This window comes from Marinithermofilum abyssi (assembly GCF_014641195.1).
GTDB lineage: Bacteria > Bacillota > Bacilli > Thermoactinomycetales > DSM-45169 > Marinithermofilum > Marinithermofilum abyssi.
In genome coordinates, this window is sequence record NZ_BMHQ01000006.1 from 159,591 (window position 1) to 179,622 (window position 20,032).

Annotated in this window: 17 protein-coding genes; 11 read left to right on the forward strand and 6 right to left on the reverse strand. The window is 51.8% G+C overall.

From position 1 onward, the window contains the following. Window positions 1-53 precede the first annotated feature (53 nt). The 8 genes from clpP to IEW70_RS09855 all read left to right on the forward strand — a co-directional run bounded on the left by clpP (window position 54) and on the right by IEW70_RS09855 (window position 10,740). Entirely contained in the window at window positions 54-650 is a 597-nt protein-coding gene (gene clpP / locus IEW70_RS09820; RefSeq protein ID WP_308423149.1) for an ATP-dependent Clp endopeptidase proteolytic subunit ClpP, read from the forward strand. Between the two features lie 5 nt (window positions 651-655). Next, entirely contained in the window at window positions 656-1,918 is a 1,263-nt protein-coding gene (gene clpX, locus IEW70_RS09825; RefSeq protein WP_188647748.1) for an ATP-dependent protease ATP-binding subunit ClpX, read from the forward strand. Between the two features lie 339 nt (window positions 1,919-2,257). Further along, window positions 2,258-3,388, forward strand: coding sequence for a lipid II:glycine glycyltransferase FemX (locus IEW70_RS09830; protein ID WP_229751916.1), 1,131 nt, complete (start codon window positions 2,258-2,260; stop codon window positions 3,386-3,388). Window positions 3,389-3,400: 12 nt separating this feature from the next. Then, entirely contained in the window at window positions 3,401-4,618 is a 1,218-nt protein-coding gene (locus IEW70_RS09835; protein WP_188647749.1) for an alanine racemase, read from the forward strand. A 131-nt stretch (window positions 4,619-4,749) separates the two neighbouring features. Beyond that, on the forward strand, window positions 4,750-6,429 hold the full coding sequence (lonB, locus tag IEW70_RS09840) for an ATP-dependent protease LonB (RefSeq protein ID WP_188647750.1): 1,680 nt from the start codon (window positions 4,750-4,752) through the stop codon (window positions 6,427-6,429). A 190-nt stretch (window positions 6,430-6,619) separates the two neighbouring features. After that, window positions 6,620-8,962: an endopeptidase La gene (lon, locus tag IEW70_RS09845; protein ID WP_188647751.1), complete on the forward strand. Its 2,343-nt coding sequence runs from the start codon at window positions 6,620-6,622 to the stop codon at window positions 8,960-8,962. Beyond that, on the forward strand, window positions 8,943-9,542 hold the full coding sequence (gene yihA, locus IEW70_RS09850; RefSeq protein WP_188647752.1) for a ribosome biogenesis GTP-binding protein YihA/YsxC: 600 nt from the start codon (window positions 8,943-8,945) through the stop codon (window positions 9,540-9,542). Before lon ends, yihA begins: the two co-directional genes overlap by 20 nt. A gap of 94 nt (window positions 9,543-9,636) precedes the next feature. Beyond that, window positions 9,637-10,740: a D-alanine--D-alanine ligase gene (locus IEW70_RS09855; protein ID WP_188647753.1), complete on the forward strand. Its 1,104-nt coding sequence runs from the start codon at window positions 9,637-9,639 to the stop codon at window positions 10,738-10,740. An 87-nt stretch (window positions 10,741-10,827) separates the two neighbouring features. Here IEW70_RS09855 and map read toward each other — a convergent pair whose 3' ends face one another. Genes map through IEW70_RS09870 form a run of 3 tightly spaced genes read right to left on the reverse strand, consistent with a single transcriptional unit; the run spans window position 10,828 to window position 13,053 of the window. Further along, the gene (gene map, locus IEW70_RS09860) at window positions 10,828-11,568 is read right to left on the reverse strand and encodes a type I methionyl aminopeptidase (protein WP_268234860.1); all 741 of its coding nucleotides are present in this window, start codon (window positions 11,566-11,568) and stop codon (window positions 10,828-10,830) included. 36 nt (window positions 11,569-11,604) lie between these two features. After that, window positions 11,605-12,078, reverse strand: coding sequence for a hypothetical protein (locus tag IEW70_RS09865; protein WP_188647755.1), 474 nt, complete (start codon window positions 12,076-12,078; stop codon window positions 11,605-11,607). Between the two features lie 18 nt (window positions 12,079-12,096). Next, window positions 12,097-13,053, reverse strand: a complete 957-nt coding sequence (locus IEW70_RS09870) for a DMT family transporter (protein ID WP_188647756.1) — start codon at window positions 13,051-13,053, stop codon at window positions 12,097-12,099. A gap of 242 nt (window positions 13,054-13,295) precedes the next feature. On the opposite strand from IEW70_RS09870, the gene IEW70_RS09875 reads away from it, so the two are divergent. Both IEW70_RS09875 and IEW70_RS09880 read left to right on the forward strand, forming a co-directional pair. Beyond that, the gene (locus tag IEW70_RS09875; RefSeq protein ID WP_188647757.1) at window positions 13,296-15,137 is read left to right on the forward strand and encodes a GAF domain-containing sensor histidine kinase; all 1,842 of its coding nucleotides are present in this window, start codon (window positions 13,296-13,298) and stop codon (window positions 15,135-15,137) included. Beyond that, the gene (locus IEW70_RS09880) at window positions 15,127-15,777 is read left to right on the forward strand and encodes a response regulator (protein ID WP_188647758.1); all 651 of its coding nucleotides are present in this window, start codon (window positions 15,127-15,129) and stop codon (window positions 15,775-15,777) included. Before IEW70_RS09875 ends, IEW70_RS09880 begins: the two co-directional genes overlap by 11 nt. 48 nt (window positions 15,778-15,825) lie before the next feature. Here IEW70_RS09880 and IEW70_RS09885 read toward each other — a convergent pair whose 3' ends face one another. The 3 genes from IEW70_RS09885 to IEW70_RS09895 are packed head-to-tail and all read right to left on the reverse strand — an operon-like array spanning window position 15,826 to window position 18,450. Next, window positions 15,826-16,650, reverse strand: a complete 825-nt coding sequence (locus IEW70_RS09885; protein WP_188647759.1) for an ABC transporter permease — start codon at window positions 16,648-16,650, stop codon at window positions 15,826-15,828. Continuing rightward, window positions 16,647-17,414 carry an ABC transporter ATP-binding protein gene (locus IEW70_RS09890; protein ID WP_188647760.1) on the reverse strand — a complete coding sequence of 256 codons (768 nt, stop codon included), beginning with the start codon at window positions 17,412-17,414 and terminating at the stop codon, window positions 16,647-16,649. Before IEW70_RS09890 ends, IEW70_RS09885 begins: the two co-directional genes overlap by 4 nt. A 25-nt stretch (window positions 17,415-17,439) precedes the next feature. Further along, the gene (locus IEW70_RS09895; protein WP_188647761.1) at window positions 17,440-18,450 is read right to left on the reverse strand and encodes an ABC transporter substrate-binding protein; all 1,011 of its coding nucleotides are present in this window, start codon (window positions 18,448-18,450) and stop codon (window positions 17,440-17,442) included. Between the two features lie 206 nt (window positions 18,451-18,656). Between IEW70_RS09895 and hemA the strand changes: the two genes are divergently transcribed. Next, complete coding sequence (gene hemA / locus IEW70_RS09900; RefSeq protein WP_188647762.1) at window positions 18,657-20,027, forward strand: glutamyl-tRNA reductase; 1,371 nt, start codon at window positions 18,657-18,659, stop codon at window positions 20,025-20,027. The last annotated feature ends 5 nt before the right edge of the window (window positions 20,028-20,032 follow it).

A 20,032-nucleotide genomic window follows, 5' to 3' on the forward strand; every position in this document is an offset into this window, starting at 1 on the left:
TTTTTATAGCGTGCCTTGTTTTTAAAAACAGTCCGAAAGGGGGTCAACAACCGGTGAATCTGGTTCCCATGGTGGTGGAACAGACCAACCGAGGAGAACGGGCATATGATTTGTATTCCCGTCTTTTGAAAGACCGCATAATCTTTATCGGAGGGCCGATCAACGATCAAGTGGCCAACGTGGTAGTGGCACAGTTGTTGTTTTTGCAGGCGGAAGATCCGGATAAAGATGTCCATCTGTACATAAATTCCCCCGGTGGTTCCATAACAGCGGGGATGGCGATCTATGATACCATGCAGTACATAAAACCGGACGTGTCTACCATTTGCGTCGGTTTGGCTGCAAGCATGGGGGCATTCCTGCTGGCGGCCGGAGAGAAGGGCAAACGCTTTGCTCTGCCCAACAGCGAGGTGATGATTCACCAACCGCTGGGCGGTGTGCGTGGCCAGGCAGCGGATATCCAAATTCACGCCGAATGGATTTTGCGCACTCGCCAAAAGATTAATGAAGTCCTGTCGGAACGGACGGGACAGCCTTTGGAGAAAATTGAGCGCGACACCGATCGCGATCATTTCATGGGTGCACAAGAAGCCAAAGAATACGGTTTGGTCGATGATGTGATCACCCGGCAAGATACTCGAGAGGGGTGATACGCTTGTTTAAGTTTAATGAGGAAAAAGGTCAACTCAAATGCTCTTTCTGTGGAAAATCCCAGGATCAGGTGCGCAAGCTGGTGGCCGGCCCGGGGGTATATATTTGCGACGAGTGCATTGAACTGTGCAACGAAATCGTTGAGGAGGAGCTGGGCGGCGAAGAAGACATCGATCTGCAAAATCTGCCTAAACCTGTGGAAATCAACGAGATTCTGGACCAGTATGTGATTGGACAGGATCAGGCGAAGAAATCGTTGGCAGTTGCTGTTTACAACCACTATAAACGGATTAACACATCCCAAAAAATGGATGATGTGGAGCTGCAAAAAAGCAATATCATCATGATTGGGCCGACGGGGAGCGGGAAAACGCTGCTCGCACAAACGCTGGCCCGGATTCTCAATGTTCCCTTCGCCATCGCGGATGCTACCTCGTTAACGGAGGCCGGCTATGTCGGGGAGGATGTGGAGAACATCCTGCTCAAACTGATCCAGGCGGCCGATTACGATGTGGAAAAAGCGGAACGCGGCATTATCTACATCGATGAAATCGACAAAGTGGCCCGGAAGTCGGAGAACCCTTCCATCACCCGGGATGTCTCCGGTGAAGGTGTACAGCAAGCCTTGTTGAAAATTCTGGAGGGTACTGTTGCCAGTGTACCGCCCCAAGGCGGCCGCAAGCACCCTCATCAGGAATTTATCCAAATCGATACCAGCAACATTCTCTTTATATGCGGCGGTGCGTTTGACGGTCTGGAGCAGATCATCAAACGCCGCATCGGAAAAAAGGTGATTGGTTTCGGTGCTGACAGCAGCACTGCCGATCTGAAGCCGGGTGAATATCTCCAGATGGTATTGCCGGAAGACCTTCTCCGCTTTGGTTTGATTCCAGAGTTTGTGGGACGGTTGCCGGTTATCTCTACCCTGGAACCCCTGGATCAGGAAGCGCTGGTACGAATTCTCACTGAGCCGAAAAACGCATTGGTCAAACAGTATCAGAAACTCCTGGAAATGGACAATGTGAAGCTCAGCTTCGAGGAGGATGCGCTGAAAGCGATCGCCGACGAAGCGATCAAGCGGAAAACGGGGGCTCGCGGTTTGCGGGCGATCATCGAGTCCATCATGCTGGATGTCATGTTCGATCTGCCTTCGCGGGACGATGTCACCGAATGCGTGGTGACAGGCGAAACGGTTCGTAACAAAGTGGCTCCTCAGCTGACCACATCTAAAGGTCGTTCGACGAACAAGAAAGAGGAGAGCGCATAAAGCGGAGAGCAAAAAGCACCTGTCAAACAGGTGCTTTTTTTCTTGGATGGAGAAGTGGATATATTGCGGAAATCTTGTGGAGTACTACTTTCCACATAGGTGAAATCCGTTCAATGTACCATTGAGATCCCGGGAGCATGTGCGGCATATGGTCGGAAACCTTCATTCCCCATAGATTGAACCTCTTTTCATCCTGCCATGGTTGTATTTACGCGCATTGCATACCATTTTTCCCACACGAGAACCGGTTTTGTGGTAGAATACTAACGACGATCAAGACCTTATTCATTACTATTTGCACGTTGACGAGATCACAGGAGAACTGGAGTGTCGGTTTTCATGATGCACGTTGAAACAGTGTCGCGTGAGGATTATTTATCCTTCATTGAAAAGCAGGAATTGGGAAACTTTTTGCAGTACCCTTCGTGGGCAGAAGTGAAGACCGAATGGCGTAACGACCTGTTGGGCTGGTTTAATGAACACAAGGAAATGGTGGGCTGCGGACTGGTTTTGTATCGTAAACTGCCGGGTTTGAACAAATATCTGGCTTACATACCGAGAGGGCCCATCATCGATTGGCGGACCAAAGATATCCAGCAATGGTTTGAACCCCTCTTCGAATATCTGCGGGGGCAAAATGTATTCTCTGTAAAAATGGATCCGCCCGTGGTACGCGCCCGTTGGAAAACCCCGACCATTAAGCGGTACTTGAAGGAAGTGCGTGAACACAACCTCAAAGATAAAACGTTGTGGGACGTAGGCCCGGATGAAGTGGATCCCCATGTCGAATATTTGCAGCAAGCTTTGAGTGATATGGGTTGGAAGAAAAAAGGCGGAGACGGCGACGGTTTTTCTGCTGTTCAGCCGCAATTCGTTTTCCGTTTGCCGTTGAAGGGCCGCACGTTGGATGACGTGTTTGCCGGTTTTCATACCAACTGGCGCCGGAACGTGCGCAAGGCGGAAAAACAAGGCGTGGAAGTTACCGTCGGCGGGGCAGAGGATTTGCAGGAGTTCTACGATTTGCTGAAAGTGACTGCGGAGCGGGATAAATTCATGGTCCGCAACTTCGCTTATTTTCAGCGGATGTACCAGGCGTTGAAGAAAGAGGATCCGAACCGCATCAAACTGTACATGGCCCGGTATGAAGGTGAATTGTTGGCCAGCACTTTGGCCATTCATTCCAATGATCATACATGGTATTTGTATGGAGCCAGCAGCAACGAAAAGCGGGAAAAGATGCCGAACCACGCCATTCAGTGGCGGATGATTCAGGACGCTCATGCCCTTGGAGCACATACGTATGACTTCCGGGGTATTAGCCACACCCTGGATGAATCCTCTCCGCTCTTCGGATTGCTGCGGTTTAAACTGGGCTTTGGCGGGGAAGCCTGTGAGATGATTGGTGAATGGGACTATCCGCTGCAGCCTTTGTTGCATTGGGCGTTTGAAATGTACATGAAAAAACGTTGAGGTGTTATTTCCGTGAGTCTCACCCTTTATGTGAACCGAAAGGATTGGTTAGCACATCTGGTGAAAATGGAGCATCGTTTTCCGGATTACTTGCCTGTGATCAAAGGAAACGGGTATGGATTCGGAAATGAGTCCCTGGCGGATGCAGCCAAAACTGTGGGAAAAACCCGGATTGCCGTTGGGACGGTGGAAGAAGCACGAGAGTTGGAGGATACGCATTCCTTTGACCAAATGATCATCCTTACACCCGTGTTGTCCGCGTTGGATTATTCAGACCTGGAGTCCAATCGGGTGTTTACGGTAGGAAGTCAGGCCCACCTTCAACACCTCTTAACCCAGTTCGAGCATCTGATCCGGCAACAAGAGAATGTATGGGCCAAAAGCGATGGCCCGATTCCGATTCGGATATTGGTTAAATGTCAGTCCTCCATGAAACGGTACGGATTTTCACCATTGGAGTGGGAAAAGACCCGTGGATGGCTGGATGAACACAATCGCACAGGCCGCTTCCGATTTGAAGTTCAAGGGTTTTCCATTCACTTCCCAAAAGAGGGCATTGGCCAAGCGGAGAAGGACCGGGAGATCGAAGAATGGCTGAAAGTGATTCAAAAGGATGGAGCCCAAGTGTTCTATGTCAGCCATCTCTCATCGGATCATTATTTGCAGCTGCGTAATCGTCATTCCGATGTTCAGTTTGTCATGCGATTGGGTACCGACCTTTGGCTGCATGACAAGTCCTTTTTTGAGATCCGCAGCCGGGTGTTGGATATTAAACCTATTCGCAAAGGAGAGCGGTTCGGTTACAAGCAGCGGCCCGCCCGTCAATCAGGCTATTTGGTCTATGTCTCCGGCGGAACGGCCAACGGCGTAGGCCTGGAAGCTCCGGCCATCGTCAAAGGCCTTCGGGGCTGGTTCAAGGCGACAGCCTATTGGCTATTCGGCCTGATAAACCGCCACTTGAGTCCTTTTCAATATAAAGGGAAACGGCTGTGGTTTGCTGAGCCGCCTCATATGCAGACATCCGTACTCTTTTTCTCATCAAAAGATTCTCTTCCTGCGGTTGGGGAAGAAGTTTCCATCCACATGCGGATGACGACTGCTTCCTTCGACCGGTATGTGGAGACGGATTCAAAACCGGCGGAAACCACCGGATCGGAAGTGGAAACATCTGCAACTAAAGAGCAAGATGATGTGAAGGAAAAGCCAGTAGGTGCCCTGCTGCCGTCATAAACGTTTATCCCGCCCTCCGCAATGATGCGGTTGGAGCGGGATTTTTACTGACTATCCCCCTGAAGCGAAGGTCATACTATAGACGATTCGGCGGTCACCCGCCAAAGACCAGCAACGGGGAGGAAACAGCAGTGAGTTGGACTGTCTTAATCATGATTCTCCAAGTGTTTTTCTCGATCGTCATCGGGTTGTATTTTTGGAATCTGCTCCGTAATCAGCAGACCAATCGATCAGCCGTAGACAGAGAGTCCAAAAAAGAGATGGATAAACTGCGCAAGATGCGCAAAATAGCGCTGACGGAACCTTTGTCCGAAAAGACACGTCCCTCTTCCTTCCAAGACATTGTCGGTCAGGAAGAGGGGTTGAAAGCCTTGAAAGCAGCCTTGTGCGGTCCCAACCCGCAGCATGTACTCATTTATGGCCCCCCGGGGGTAGGTAAAACGGCTGCGGCCCGCGTGGTCATGGAAGAAGCCAAAAAAAGCACTCACTCGCCGTTTACCCAGGAGTCCCGTTTTGTAGAAATAGACGCCACCACTGCCCGCTTTGATGAACGGGGAATTGCCGATCCCCTGATCGGCTCGGTTCATGATCCTATTTACCAAGGTGCGGGTGCCATGGGGATGGCAGGAATCCCGCAGCCCAAGCCTGGAGCCGTATCCAAAGCCCACGGAGGCATCTTGTTTATCGATGAGATTGGGGAACTTCACCCGGTGCAGATGAACAAGCTGCTTAAGGTGCTGGAGGATCGTAAGGTATATTTTGAGAGTGCCTATTACAGTTCGGAAGATACCCAGACTCCCAGTCATATCCATGATATTTTCCAGAATGGTTTGCCTGCGGACTTTCGGTTGGTAGGAGCCACCACGCGGACTCCGGAGGAAATCCCCCCGGCGATCCGTTCCCGGTGTATGGAGATTTATTTCCGCCCGCTGTTGCCGGAAGAGATCAGCCGCATCGCACACCGCGCGTTTCAGCGGTTGGGCTTTCATTATGAGTCCAAAGCGGTAGAAGTGATCCAGCGATATGCCACCAATGGAAGAGAAGCCGTCAACATCGTTCAGACTGCGAGCGGGTTGGCATTGACGGATCAGCGAAAAAACATCCATGCTGCTGATGTGGAATGGGTGGTGCACAGTTCCCAGCTCACCCCTCGTCCGGATAAAAAAGTGCCCCCCGTCCCCCAAGTCGGCCTGGTCAATGGATTGGCGGTTTATGGTCCCAACATGGGGACGCTGTTGGAAATCGAAGTGACGGCGGTTTCGGTGCAAAATGGAGAGCAAGGCACCGTGCGCATCACCGGTATGGTGGATGAAGAAGAACTGGGTGGAGGATCCCGTACTTTGCGCCGGAAAAGTATGGCTCGCAGTTCCGTAGAAAATGTATTGACGGTATTGCGCCGAACGGATATCGATCCTTACCGATACCATTTGCATGTGAATTTTCCGGGTGGGGTGCCGTTGGATGGTCCTTCTGCCGGCATCGCGATGGCCGCCGCTATCTATTCGGCCATCAAAAAAGAGCCGGTGGATAACCGGTTGGCAATGACCGGGGAGTTAAGCATCCACGGTGGAGTCAAACCCGTCGGCGGCGTTGTGGCCAAAGTGGCGGCAGCCAAACAAGCGGGGGCGACCCGCGTATTGATTCCGGAAGAAAACATGCAGGCCATTTTCCGTGAAATGAAGGGTATTCAAGTGATTGCCGTGCGACACATTGACGAGGTGCTGAAACAGGCATTTCAAGAGCAGGAAGAAGCAGAAGCCGGATTTGTCACGGAGACGAACATGCTGTCCGCCTCTTCGGCTCCTGTATGAAGGCGAGGCTTTATGACGGGGACCTTTGCCATCGGCAAGAGCGCGAATAGAAATGGGAGACTCCAACGTCAATGGCCGCTATGCCTTTCCTATTGGCGAGCACTGTCATGGACAAAAAAGAGCGAATAAGATAAAATCGTACAAAGTTCAACCCTAAAATTCGACCTGTAGCAGCATCGGGGGTGCATACATGGCTGTTAAAGAGGAGGAACGCATTCTGCCATTGCTGCCGCTCAGGGGGCTTCTCGTATACCCTAACATGGTACTGCACCTGGACGTAGGCCGGGAGCGATCCGTAAAAGCCCTGGAGCAGGCGATGGTGGATGACGACACTATTCTCCTTGCGACGCAGAACGAGGTTCAACTTGAAGAGCCGACACCCGACGACATTTATAAAATGGGGACGGTGGCCCGGGTTCGGCAGATGCTGAAACTACCCAACGGGACGATCCGTGTGCTGGTGGAGGGGCTGCGTCGGGCACGGCTGTTGGAATTTGTGAAGACGGACTCGTTTTATCAGGTGCGCGTAAAGGAGATTTTCGAAGCAGAAGTTAACGAAATAGATGTAGAAGCCTTGATGCGTTCGGTGCTGGATCACTTTGAACAGTACCTGCGCTTATCTAAAAAAGTATCCCCGGAAACCCTCTCTGCGGTTTCGGACATTGATGAACCGGGCCGATTGGCGGATGTGATCGCTTCTCATCTGCCCCTCAAGATGGAAGATAAACAAAAAATCCTGGAGACGGTGGACATCCGTAACCGACTGGAAACCTTATTGACGATCTTGAATGACGAACGGGAAGTACTGGAACTGGAACGGAAGATTTCCCAGCGCGTCAAAAAACAGATGGAAAAAACACAAAAAGAGTACTATCTGCGGGAGCAGATGAAAGCCATCCAGCGAGAACTGGGTGAAAAAGAAGGGCGTATGGGGGAAGTGGAAGAGCTCCGGAAAAAGCTGGAGGAGCTGGATGCGCCCGATTATGTGAAAGAGAAAGCGGAAAAAGAGATCCAGCGTTTGGAAAAAATCCCGACCTCTTCTGCGGAAGGCGGAGTCATCCGGACGTACGTGGAGTGGTTGTTGGATCTGCCGTGGAATAAGCAGACAGAAGATGACCTGGATCTTAATAAGGCGGAACGGATTTTGGATGAAGACCATTACGGTCTGGAAAAAGCCAAAGAGCGGGTCTTGGAATACCTGGCCGTGCAAAAAATGGTCAAGCGCTTGAAAGGGCCGATTCTTTGTCTGGCAGGTCCGCCGGGGGTGGGGAAAACATCCTTGGGACGGTCGATCGCCCGTGCCTTGAACCGCCAATTTGTCCGGGTCTCTTTGGGCGGTGTTCGGGATGAAGCGGAAATTCGCGGTCACCGCCGTACCTACGTCGGAGCGATGCCGGGCCGGATCATTCAGGGTATGAAATCCGCTGGTTCCGCCAATCCGGTATTTTTGCTGGATGAGATTGATAAAATGTCGATGGATTTCCGTGGAGATCCCGCTTCTGCTTTGCTGGAAGTACTGGACCCGGAGCAAAACCAGAACTTCAGCGATCATTACATTGAAATCCCTTACGACTTATCCAAGGTGATGTTTATCACCACCGCCAACGCGATCCATCATATTCCGCAACCGCTCTTGGACCGGATGGAAGTGTTGTACATCTCCGGATATACCGAACTGGAAAAAGAGAAGATCGCCAAAGAGTACCTGATTCCCAAACAGATTAAAGAACACGGGCTGTCCAAAGAGAAGCTGCAGATCAATACGGATGCCATACAAAAAATCATTCGGCAATATACTCGGGAAGCGGGTGTTCGCAACCTGGAACGGACAGTGGGGACACTGTGCCGCAAGGCGGCCAAACAGCTGGTTACCAGCGATAAGAAAAAAGTGATTGTGACCGCCAAGAATTTGCCGCAGTTTTTGGGCCCGGAAAAATTCCGTTACGGCAAAGCGGAAGAAGAAGATCAGGTGGGGGCCGCCACCGGTTTGGCCTGGACCGCTGCAGGCGGCGACACGTTGACAATCGAAGTCAGTGTGCTGCCCGGCAAAGGGAAGCTGACGTTAACCGGAAAGCTGGGAGATGTCATGAAAGAATCGGCCCAAGCCGCATTCAGCTATACCCGTACCCGTGCCAAAGAGTTAGGGATCGACCCGGAATTTCATGAGAAAAACGATATCCATATCCATGTGCCGGAAGGCGCCATTCCCAAAGACGGACCCTCTGCGGGAATTACCATGGCCACCGCTTTGGTATCCGCCTTGTCGGGTGTACCTGTGTCCAAACAAGTAGGGATGACGGGAGAAGTGACTTTGCGGGGCCGTGTGTTACCCATCGGCGGACTGAAGGAGAAGGCGTTAAGCGCCCATCGGGCGGGATTGACGCACATTTTGGTGCCTAAGGATAATGAAAAGGATCTGGAAGACATCCCGAAAAGTGTGCGCAAGGACTTGAAGATTTCCTTGGTCGGCCATATGGATGAAGTATTGAAGCTGGCTTTGGTGAGGGATCCCGATGAAAATAAAACAAGCTGAATTTACGATGAGTGCTGTACAACCCAAGCAGTACCCCGCCGACGCCCTGCCGGAAATTGCTCTGGCCGGGCGTTCCAATGTAGGCAAATCCTCCTTGATCAATAAACTGATCAACCGCAAAAATCTGGCCCGGACCAGCTCCAAACCGGGAAAAACACAAACCATCAACTTTTACCGGATCAATGAGGATCTCTATTTTGCCGACATGCCCGGTTACGGTTTTGCCAAAGTATCCAAGGCAGTCCGTGCTTCCTGGGGACGAATGACCGAGAAGTACCTCACAAGCCGGGAAACATTACGCGGAGTTATTCAGGTTATTGACCTGCGCCATCCTCCGACCAAGGACGATAAACAAATGTACGATTGGCTGAAGCATTTCGGTATTCCAACCATCGTCGTGGCCACCAAGCAAGATAAGATCGCGAAGGGAAAAAGGGCCAAGCATTTGAAGCAGGTACGAGACGGGTTGAACATCCATGGAGAAGATCCGCTGGTTGCTTTTTCTTCGGAAACGGGGGAAGGGAAAGAGGAACTTTGGAGCGCGATTCTCCGTTTCTTAGAAAAGGAGCCTGCTTCTTAAAGACGGGGACCATTCCGCAACGACCGGAATAGGTTACAACCGGCTAAGATTTTTTCATCAGATGAGAGAAGGACAGGAAAGGTCGGGAGAGGACTTGAATAAAAAATTGCGCGTAGCTGTATTGTTTGGAGGCAAGTCGGGAGAGCACGAGGTTTCTCTGCAGTCGGCGGCTTCCGTGATCCAGGCCATAGACCGGGAACGATTCGAAGTCATTCCCGTTGCCATCAGCCGGGAAGGAGTCTGGCGAATTGGAGAGCGGGCATTGCCGGCTCTGAAAGGGAAAATGGAACAGGATCAACTGGATCAGTTGGCTTCCCAACTGCCGGTGGTCCGAGCCGAAGAGGAGGCTTCCCAACTGCCGGTGATGGATTGGGATGCCGTCGATGTAGTGTTTCCCGTTCTGCACGGAACTTATGGGGAAGACGGAACAATTCAGGGATTGCTGGAAATTGCGGACATCCCTTATGTAGGAGCCGGTGTTTTGGCCTCTGCAGTGGGGATGGACAAGGTCATGATGAAGAAAGTGTTTGCAGATGAAGGGCTTCCTCAAGGCCGTTTTACGTACTTCTTGCGCAGCCGGCTGGAAAAGGATCCAGAGGGTGTATTGAACGAAGTAGAGAAAGCTTTTGGCTATCCCTGTTTCGTCAAACCGGCCAATCTGGGCTCCAGCGTGGGTATCTCCAAGGCGAAAAGCCGGGAGGAACTGTTGCATGCGATGAAGCTCGCTGCTAAATACGACCGCAAAATCGTCGTGGAAGAGTTCATCGATGCGCGGGAAGTGGAAGTGGCCGTCTTGGGCAATGATGAACCCGAAGCCTCCGTTCCCGGTGAAATCGTTTCGTCCAACGAGTTTTATGACTACCGGGCCAAATACATTGACGGCAAATCGGTCATGCGGATCCCGGCTGAACTTCCGGAGGAAACGCTGGAGGAAATTCGCCGGCTGGCGGTCCAAGCGTATCGGGTAATCGATTGCACCGGCTTGTCCCGGGTAGACTTTTTCGTTCGGCGGGCAGACGGGAAAGTGTTGATCAACGAGATCAACACGATGCCTGGATTTACCCCGTTCAGTATGTACCCCACTTTGTGGGAGAAATCGGGGCTGCCCTATTCCCGGTTGATTACCAAGTTGATCGACTTGGCGCTGGAACGCCACGAAGAGAAAAAACAGCTGACCACACAGGTTGACGTGGAGTAAAGGAGAGCCCGCACCATGATCGGTGCGGGCGAAGCTGTTCTCAGTTGATATACCCAACTCGGCATCATGATGGGTTTTGAGTTTTCTTTATTGCTCCGTCAACACGAGCGGTCCGTTGCGGGTAATGGCCACCGTGTGCTCATACTGGGCCGAGAGGCTTCCGTCCGCGGTGCGGGCTGTCCAGCCATCCGGATCTATCCGTACCTCAGGGGAACCGATATTGAGCATGGGTTCAATCGTGATCACCATTCCCTCCAACAACATGATACCGCTGTTTTGTTCGCCGAAATGAGGGACGGGCGGATCTTCGTGAATCCGTGTCCCGATGCCGTGGCCGATAAATTGCCGGACGACGCTGTACCCTTTCGATTCGGCCAGAGATTGAATGGCGTGGGAGATATAACCGATCCGGTTGCCTACCCGGGCTTGTCGGATCCCCGCTTTCAGCGCTTCCAGGGTTGTGTCCAATAAGCGTTGTTTTTCCGAAGAGATGGTGCCTACGGAGTAGGACCAGGCAGAATCGGCCAGCCATCCATCCAGGTTAACGACCATGTCGATGGTAACGATATCGCCATCCTGCAAGGGGGAGGTGTTCGGCATCCCGTGGCAGACCACATCATTGACAGAGGTGCAGGTGGCGTAGGGATACCCCATATATCCTTTTTGTTCCGGAGTAGCCCCATGCATCGCCAAATAGGATTCAACAAACTGATCAATTTCCTGTGTTGTGATTCCCGGCCGGATCCGGCGGGCGATTTCACGGTGACAAGCGGCCAGCAGCTTGCCTGCTCGGTGCATTCGTTGAATTTCCTCGGCGGATTTGATCAGATCGGACACTTCCTTTCACGAAAGTGTTGGTACAGTTTATTTTTTGAGTGTGAGCAAAAGACCCAATAGAATCAGAAACAAGGGCCATACTCTATTCATCTCAGCGGAAAAAGAACCGAGAAGCGGGAGGCGTTGCAGCACAGGCAGGGCAAAAAATCCGGCCAGCAGCATTAGGATGCCGATCCACAGATTTCGTCGATTGCGTTTGAAGAGGCCGTCCATGAAAAAGGCAGCCCCGAGAATCATGGGGAGCACACTCCAGTGCTCCGGCCAGCCGTGGATATAATGCAGCCCCCATAGATGAACACCCAGTCCGCTGACGATTCCTCCCCACAGGAGCAGCCGGGGATGCGTACTTCGCTTGCCGGCATAAAGCATGACGGCAAACCCTGCTGCGATCAGCATCATTTCCGGGTTCAACCATAACTGCTTATATGGCCAGTTCAACTCTCTCATCAACAATACGATACCGGCAACAACAAGAATCAAGCCGGCTGTCTTTCCACGCATGTATCATTCCTCTTTCTGCTAGTTTCGGATGTCCCCGGATGCGGGAAGAGATGGAGGATCCTCCCGTTGGTCATTTTTTTCGTCATGGGAGGTCCCTTTCCACTCCGCCAACACCATGCCGGCAAAGATCAGCGCACATCCTGCCAAGGAACGGGGGGTGAGCGGGACGCTCATCCACAGAAAATCGGTGAGTGCAGCAAAGACCGGCTCCATGGTGAAAATGAGGGCTACCCGAGTCGGAGGGATGAATCGCTGAAAGTAAGTCTGCCCCACATAACCGAGCACGGTCGCCAACAGGGAAGTAATCAACAGCGCAGCGGCTACTTCCGGCGTCCACCACAGCTCGGGTTGAAGCAGACGTTCCCAAGGCTCATACAGCCAAGTAGCTGCCAGACTCAGCCCGGAGACGACTCCCACTTGCCAGGTAACCAGCGCCAAGGTGTTGGAATGGGGTACAAACTTGGCGGTAAAGACAATCTGCAGCCCGAAAGAAACTGCGCACAAGAAGGCAAGAATGTCCCCGCGGTTAATGCTGTTCCACTCGGTAAAAGCCAATAAATACAGGCCTGCCACAGCCAAACCCGTTCCCGCCAAGGCACTTTTCGCGGGCTTAATACCCAGGATAAAAAAGCTGAGTAAGGGGATAAGCGCGACAGAAATTCCGGTAAGAAAGCCGGATTTGCCGGAAGTCGTATAGATCAGGCTGTAGGTTTGGAACGCATACGCCAAAAAGAGCCAGACTCCCAGCAATATTCCGCCTCTGCCGGATGGGTTCCGGAGGGACTCTGTAGGTTTCTGGCGGGATTGCCATCCCAGAATTGCCGCTAAAGAAAGAAAAGCGATGCCGAAGCGGACCGCAAGAAAGGAAAAGGGCGGAAGGACGGTGATCGCATTCTGGACGACCACAAAGGTGGCTCCCCAGATAAAAGTGATTCCCAACAACGAAAGTTCGGCGACCCATCTGTGTCTACCCATACGGCAACCCCTTTCCTATGTATCTTTATATAATAGTATAATATAATACAACATGAAAAATATTTTTCCGATTCTATCAGCAAAAAACCTTGTGTGAAAAGGGGTATTTTGCTATCCGTAAAAATAAGGTATGGTAGTATTAGACTAAGTTTTACATAGCTTTATTTTTATTTGACATAAGTCTTGATGGGGGGATGGAGGATTTATTGGAAATCATCATCAATGGAATGGCGGGTTGAAGCATGAGTTGGCATAACTGGTTGGAACGGGTGTGCCGTTGGTCTGTCGTATTGCTTGCGTGGAGTTTGGTTGCTGTATCGCTGATGACGAAAACCAGCTTTGCATGGAGTTATTTTCATCTGTTTACATTGGCTGCACTCCTCTTTTTTACGGAATTTTTCCCGTTTCCCGATTATGGCGGTAGAGTGACGGCTCATTTTCCGCTCTTATTTGCCATCAGCTTTTTGTTTTCTCCGGGAATGGCGGGTCTGATATTTATCGATATAGTGTTGGCGGTTACCTGGTTGAAAAAGCATTCTTTTTCCAGCGGGGCTTTTCGGACAGGATATACCCTGCTTGGCTTGTTTGCCGCCCATAAGATCGTGTATACATTTGGCGAGTCTCTGTTAAAGAGTGAAGGGTTTTGGGGTCCTTTTTTGGGTATCACCCTCTACGTCTTGATCTATGAAATCGTCAGCAAGACTCTTCGGGATGTCATCGACGGTCTTCGTCCGATGACACGTCGTTCCAAGCACTGGTTTCAAAACTGGCCGGTGGAATCCGGCTTATTGCTGTTGTCTCTGCTCTATTGCGGAGCGATGTTGGGCATGTTGCAACAGAAATATGAAACCGACCCCCTCGCATTTGCGTTTTTCTTTACACCTTTGGTCGCATTTGCGATTCTTTCCAATGTGATCGCCCGTCTCATCCGAAAAAAGCGGAAATTGGAATTGCTGTTTTTGCTATCTACCGGGATCAACAAAAATCTTGACTTGCGCAAAGTGATGGAACAAACCCTTGTCCCTCTGGCTAAGGTGGTGGACTATACATATGGTGTTGTCTATCTGTTGCGAAATGGCCGGCTCTATCCATCCGTCACGGCAGGGGTTTACAATGAAAGGCTGCGAAAGGAGTCTCTCCCGTTAAACCGCGGGTTGAGCGGCTGGGTGGCTTCCCACGGCCGAACCGCGATGGTTCCCAATGTACGGTTGGATCCGCGGTGCCATCATGATGCAGAGTTAATGGAAGATGTGCGTTCGATGCTGTCGGTGCCCTTGGAAATGGACGGGGAAGTTCTCGGGGTGATCACATTGGCAAAGGCGGAACGCTACGGATATGAAGATGTGGATCTTTCCTTTTTGCAGGTGTTGGCCAGTCAGACGGTGATCGCCTTGCACAACGCCCGGTTGATGCAGGAGCGGGAACGGCGGGTGGTGGCAGAAGAGCGAAACCGGATGGCGAGGGAAATCCATGACGGTATCGCCCAGTCTTTTGCCGGTGTTTTGATGAAGGTGGAGTCTTCCCTCCGGGTATTTGATAAGCACCCGGAAAAAGTAAAGGAGTGGCTGGAAGAGAGTCTCATTAAGCTTCGAGACGGCTTAAAAGAAGTGCGTCATTCCATCACCGCTCTGCGTCCGTCACCGGCGGCCAAAATTGGGCTCATCCCGGCGTTGGGCCGGAGAGTGGAGGCCTTTCAAAACGAGACGGGTGTGGATGCCATTTTTGAGACAGAAGGAGAATCCTATCCCCTAAAGCCCGATGTAGATGAAACGATCTACATGGTCTGTCATGAGGCGCTCAACAATGCCGCCAAACACGCACAAGCCGATGAAGTGCGGGTGACGCTCGCTTATGAACCGGAGGAAGTAAGGCTGGTAGTACAAGATGATGGAGTCGGCTTTTCTTTGGGCAAAGCCGTATGGAAAGCCGAGGCCCAGAAGCGTTACGGGATTGTCGGAATGAATGAGCGTGCGCAGCAATTGGGTGCCGCCCTCCAATTTGACAGCCGGGAAGGAGAGGGGACCAAAGTTATACTGACGATACCCATTGAAGAAGAGGAGGAGGCAGCTGTTCATGCCCATTAATGTACTGTTGGTGGATGATCATGCCGTATTGCGGGATGGATTATCCAATATCATCAGCCTGGAAGAGGACATGGAAGTGGTGGGGCAAGCGAACAGCGGTGCCGAAGCGCTGCAGATGATTGAAGAGTTGGAACCCCACGTGGTATTGATGGATATCAACATGCCTGGAATGAGCGGAGTGGAAGCAATCCGTCGCATTCGGGCCAAAAATACACAGATTGCCGTATTGGTCCTGACCATGTACGATCGGGATGAATACTTATATGAGTCGATTCGGGCTGGTGCTACCGGCTATCTGTTAAAAGATGCGCCCTCCTCCGACGTGATTGAAGCGATCCGCTCCGCTTCCCGGGGTGAATCCACCTTGCATCCCGTGATGGCACGGAAGCTGTTGGACAATTTGAGCGGAGAGAAGAAGACCGACCGTCGGGGCAATGACGATTCTCTCACTCCGCGGGAGCTGGATGTGCTCCAGTTGATGGTGAAAGGCCTGTCCAACAAAGAAATCGCGGAACAGCTGTTTATCAGCGACAAAACCGTGAAGATTCATGTAAGCAACATTTTGAAGAAGCTGGGGGTCAAAAGTCGATCCCAAGCGATCATTTATGCGATTCAGCATGAACTGGTGATGTTGGAATAGCAAAAAGGAGCAGCGGAAGAAGCTGCTCCTTTTTGCGTGATCTTTATTCTACTCCGCCATACGGTACTTCAACAGGCGCTTCTCCAGCCAATAGACGATTTTGTACATCACAGTGGCGCAGACGGCCACGATCAACAGGCTCATCAATACCAGGTTGAGGTTAAATACCTGGAAACCGTAGATGATCAGGTGACCCAAACCGTCTTTGGATACCAGGAACTCACCGACGATTACCCCGACCCAGGAAAGCCCCACGTTCACTTTCAGGGCGGCGATCATGTCAGGAATGGAAGCGGGAAAAATGATTTTGCGAAAAAGTTGTCCGCGGCTGGCGCCGAAGGAGCGGGCCAAGCGAAGATAGTTCCGGTCGACGCTTTGAAAACTGGTGTGGATCACCAGAGTGGTAATGATGATGGTGATGGCCACTCCCATAGCTAAAACCGATCCGTACCCGGCGCCTATGGCTACGATAAACAACGGACCCAGGGCTACTTTGGGCATACTGTTTAAAACGACCAGATAAGGGTCCAGTACGCGTGACAAAAAAGGAGAGGCCCAAATCAGCGTGGCCAGGGAGATGCCCCCGAGCGTACCCAGGGCAAATCCGAGAATGGTTTCCACAGTAGTGACAAGTATGTCATGGAACAGGTTCCCGGACCCCGCCATCTGGATAAAGAGCTCCGTGATCCGGCTAGGGCTGCTGAACAGAAAAGGATCGATCCAACCTGCATCGGCACTGTATTCCCATCCGGCGATGAAAAGCACCAATAATGCAATCCGGGTGAATACAACCCAGAACTCTTGTATACGGATACGCCGAACATAGTTCGCGTGAAGCTGGGACCGGTGCGGTTTGTGATGTTTTTTCTTCATTGGTCGATCTCCCCCCATAACTCCTGGAACAGCGGGCGGAACAGGGGATGGGCCCGGGCATCCAAAGGGTTGGCCTTCCGCAGATCGTTAGGGATCTCCATGGTGCGCCGGATTGTGCCGGGCTGTCCCCCCATGACGAGGATGCGGTCGGAGACGGCCAAAGCTTCCTCCAGATCATGAGTGACTAACAATGCGGGCATCCCTTGCTGTTTCAGGACTCGGGTCACTAACATTTCCAAGTGAAGCTTGTTTTGATAATCCAAAGCGGAGAACGGTTCATCCAACAACAAAACATCCGGTTGCACAGCCAAAGTGCGCACCAGGGCCACTCGTTGCCGCATGCCGCCTGAGAGCTGGGAAGGGTACTGGTATAACGTGTGACCCAAGCCCAATTCATTTAGAAGATAACGGGCGTGTTTCATCATTTCGTCGCTTTTCTGGCCTTGGATTTCCAATCCCAAGGCGATGTTTTGTTCCACGGTGCGCCAGTCAAGGAGGCAATCCTGCTGCAACATATACCCGATCCGCCGGGAGGGTCCACGGACAGGTTCATGAAAGAGCCGCACTTCCCCCTCGGTAGGAAAAATCAAGCCAGCGATCATAGAGAGAACCGTACTTTTTCCGCAACCACTGGTACCTACCAATGTGACGAATTCCCTGGGCATGACTCGGAAGGAGACAGCCGTCAGGGCATCCACCTGATCCTGCTTGCTCAGATATGTTTTACTCGCCTGTCGGACTTCGATGGCGGCGTGACCGGACATGTTCCGTCCCCTCCTTTCGTATGCCTCAGGGTTTCTTAATTGCTTTTTTCGCCAGTTCCATATGAATCACTTCGTTATAAGAAACATCGCCGGGCAGCTCCCCCGCCTGATCCATCACTTCCAGCAGATGATCATATTCCTGCCGGTCGATGATCGGGTTATTTGCCCAGGAATCCTGGGATTTGTACCGGTCCAATACGTTGACGATAATCTCTTTGTCCGTGTCTTGAAAATACGGGGCGACAGCTTCGGCGATTTCTTCGGGGGAATGGGTATCCACCCATTGTTGTGCCTTGTATATCGCACGGATGTAACGGGTTAAGAGTTCGGGATTTTCCTGAATGGTGGAGGCTTTGGTCAGGTAAACGGTGTACGGAAGTTTGCCACTGTCTTTGCCAAAAGAGGCGACTACATATCCCTTTCCTTGCTGCTCGATCTTGGAGGCGAGGGGCTCAAATAGCTGGGCATAATCTCCGGTACCCGACAAATAGGCCGACCCCAGGTTTTTGAAGTCTACATTTTGAATGATGGTGACATCTTGGTGTGGCGAAAGTCCGTGTTTGCGCTGCACGTATTCACTAACCATTTCGGGCATGCCGCCTTTTCGTTGCCCTAACAGGGTCTTCCCTTTCAGGTCTTTCCACTCAAAATCATCGTCCGGCTTCCTGGATACCAAAAAAGAGCCGTCGGTCTGGGTGAGCTGAGCAATGCCGACAACCGGGTTTTGGGCTCCCCGGGCGGTGACGTAGACTGCTGTTTCTGCTCCGACCAACGCGATGTCCGCATCACCCGAGAGCAGGGTCGTCATCGTTTTGTCTCCGCCAAAACCCTCGATCAATTGGACATCGATGCCTTCTTCCTTGAAAAATCCTTTGTTGATGGCGACATATTGCGGTGCGTAAAACAAAGAGTGGGTTACCTCCACGACAGTCAACGTCTCCAATCCGTCCTTCTTGCCGGAGTCGGGAGAACCGCAGGCCGCGACGGCGAGGCATGCGATAATAACCAAGAGAAAGCTGATGCGGTATCGAATCATGAGGGTTCACCTCTTTCACAAAAATGGGCTGATGCTATCGTATGCCGGGGCGTCAAATTCTGTTCACACCTCCCTTTTGGGCAACGGAATACCTTGTGATATAATGGGACATGAATAGCTTTGACTGAAGTGGAAAGATCGGGCGGCTCTGCAACTGTTCTCCGGGAAGATAAAGAGGATCCCGGGTTGGATTGAGGGTGGATATCATGCACATCATCGTTGTGGGATTCAACCATAAGACAGCTCCGGTGGAACTGCGGGAACGGATGAGCTTTTCACCCGACGGTCTGAAAACAGCGCTTCGTCGGTTGCAACATATGAAAAGCATCCTGGAAGGCGTGATTGTCAGCACGTGCAACCGATTGGAGTTGTATGTGGTTTGTGATCAGCTTCACACAGGGAAATATTACGCGAAAGCGTTTTTGGAAGCGGAATTCGGGATGGCGAAGGAAGAGTTTGAAAACAGCCTGTATGTGAAGGAAGAAGAAGAAGCCGTTACCCACCTGTTCCAAGTGATTAGCGGTTTGGATTCCATGGTGTTGGGGGAAACCCAGATCCTGGGCCAAGTAAAACACGCCTTTTTCACCGCACAGGATGAAGGAGCCACCGGAACGATGTTTAACCGTTTGTTCCAACAGGCAGTCGCTCTGGGCAAACGGATTCATTCCGAGACGGAAATCGGCGAGAATGCCGTTTCCGTCAGTTATGCCGCCGTTGAGTTGGGGAAAAAGATGTTTAGCTCCTTTACCGGGAAAACGGTGTTGCTCTTGGGCGCCGGCGAAACGGGGGAGTTGACCGCTAAGCACATTCATGAGGCTGGAGCGGATCGGGTATTGGTATTGAACCGGACGACGGAAAAAGCGATGGAGGTGGCCCGCAAGTTCAACGGCGAGGCCCGGCCCCTGTCCCGTTTGGTGGAATCCCTGCGGGAAGCGGACATCGTCGTTAGCTCCACCGGCGCGCCTGCTACAGTGATCGGGCGGGATGAAGTAAAGAAGGCCGTGCACAAACGGACATATCCGCTGTTTTTGATCGATATTGCCGTACCGCGGGATATCGACCCGTCGGTTCATGAGCTGGACAATGTATTTCTGTTTGATATCGACGATCTGCAAGACATCGTCGCCGCCAATATTCAACTGCGGAAACAGGAAGCCGAAAAAGCACAGGCGATGATCACTGCAGAAGTGAAACAGTTCCAGGAGTGGGTGCAGACCTTGGGCGTGGTTCCGTTGATCACCGCCCTGCGGGAAAAAGCGTTGGCGATTCAGCAAGAGACGATAAAAAGCATCGAGCGGAAGCTTCCGGAATTGACCGAACGGGAAAAGCGCGTGTTGCGGAAACACACCAAAAGCATTGTAAATCAGCTTTTGAAAGATCCTGTGGTACGGATCAAGGAGCTGGCGGCCACTTCGGAACGGGAGCAAGCGTTGGATATGTTTGTGACGCTGTTTGCCTTGGAAGAGGAGCTCCGCAAAAAGGAAGCCGCCGAAGGTCGGGAGAGCGAAGCCGGAGCAACAAACGCGGACTTCCAGCGTCCGGCCTTTGCCGCAGGCGGGGTTTCCATCCGTTCGTGAACAGA

What these genes read in the sequence shown, in the direction of transcription:
- IEW70_RS09830 (WP_229751916.1), top strand. Translation starts at nt 2,258, where the DNA reads ATGATGCACGTTGAAACAGTGTCGCGTGAGGATTATTTATCCTTCATT.
- lon (WP_188647751.1), top strand. Translation starts at nt 6,620, where the DNA reads ATGGCTGTTAAAGAGGAGGAACGCATTCTGCCATTGCTGCCGCTCAGG.
- yihA (WP_188647752.1), top strand. Translation starts at nt 8,943, where the DNA reads ATGAAAATAAAACAAGCTGAATTTACGATGAGTGCTGTACAACCCAAG.
- IEW70_RS09865 (WP_188647755.1), bottom strand. Translation starts at nt 12,078, where the DNA reads ATGCGTGGAAAGACAGCCGGCTTGATTCTTGTTGTTGCCGGTATCGTA.
- IEW70_RS09870 (WP_188647756.1), bottom strand. Translation starts at nt 13,053, where the DNA reads ATGGGTAGACACAGATGGGTCGCCGAACTTTCGTTGTTGGGAATCACT.
- IEW70_RS09875 (WP_188647757.1), top strand. Translation starts at nt 13,296, where the DNA reads ATGAGTTGGCATAACTGGTTGGAACGGGTGTGCCGTTGGTCTGTCGTA.
- IEW70_RS09880 (WP_188647758.1), top strand. Translation starts at nt 15,127, where the DNA reads ATGCCCATTAATGTACTGTTGGTGGATGATCATGCCGTATTGCGGGAT.
- IEW70_RS09885 (WP_188647759.1), bottom strand. Translation starts at nt 16,650, where the DNA reads ATGAAGAAAAAACATCACAAACCGCACCGGTCCCAGCTTCACGCGAAC.
- IEW70_RS09890 (WP_188647760.1), bottom strand. Translation starts at nt 17,414, where the DNA reads ATGTCCGGTCACGCCGCCATCGAAGTCCGACAGGCGAGTAAAACATAT.
- IEW70_RS09895 (WP_188647761.1), bottom strand. Translation starts at nt 18,450, where the DNA reads ATGATTCGATACCGCATCAGCTTTCTCTTGGTTATTATCGCATGCCTC.
- hemA (WP_188647762.1), top strand. Translation starts at nt 18,657, where the DNA reads ATGCACATCATCGTTGTGGGATTCAACCATAAGACAGCTCCGGTGGAA.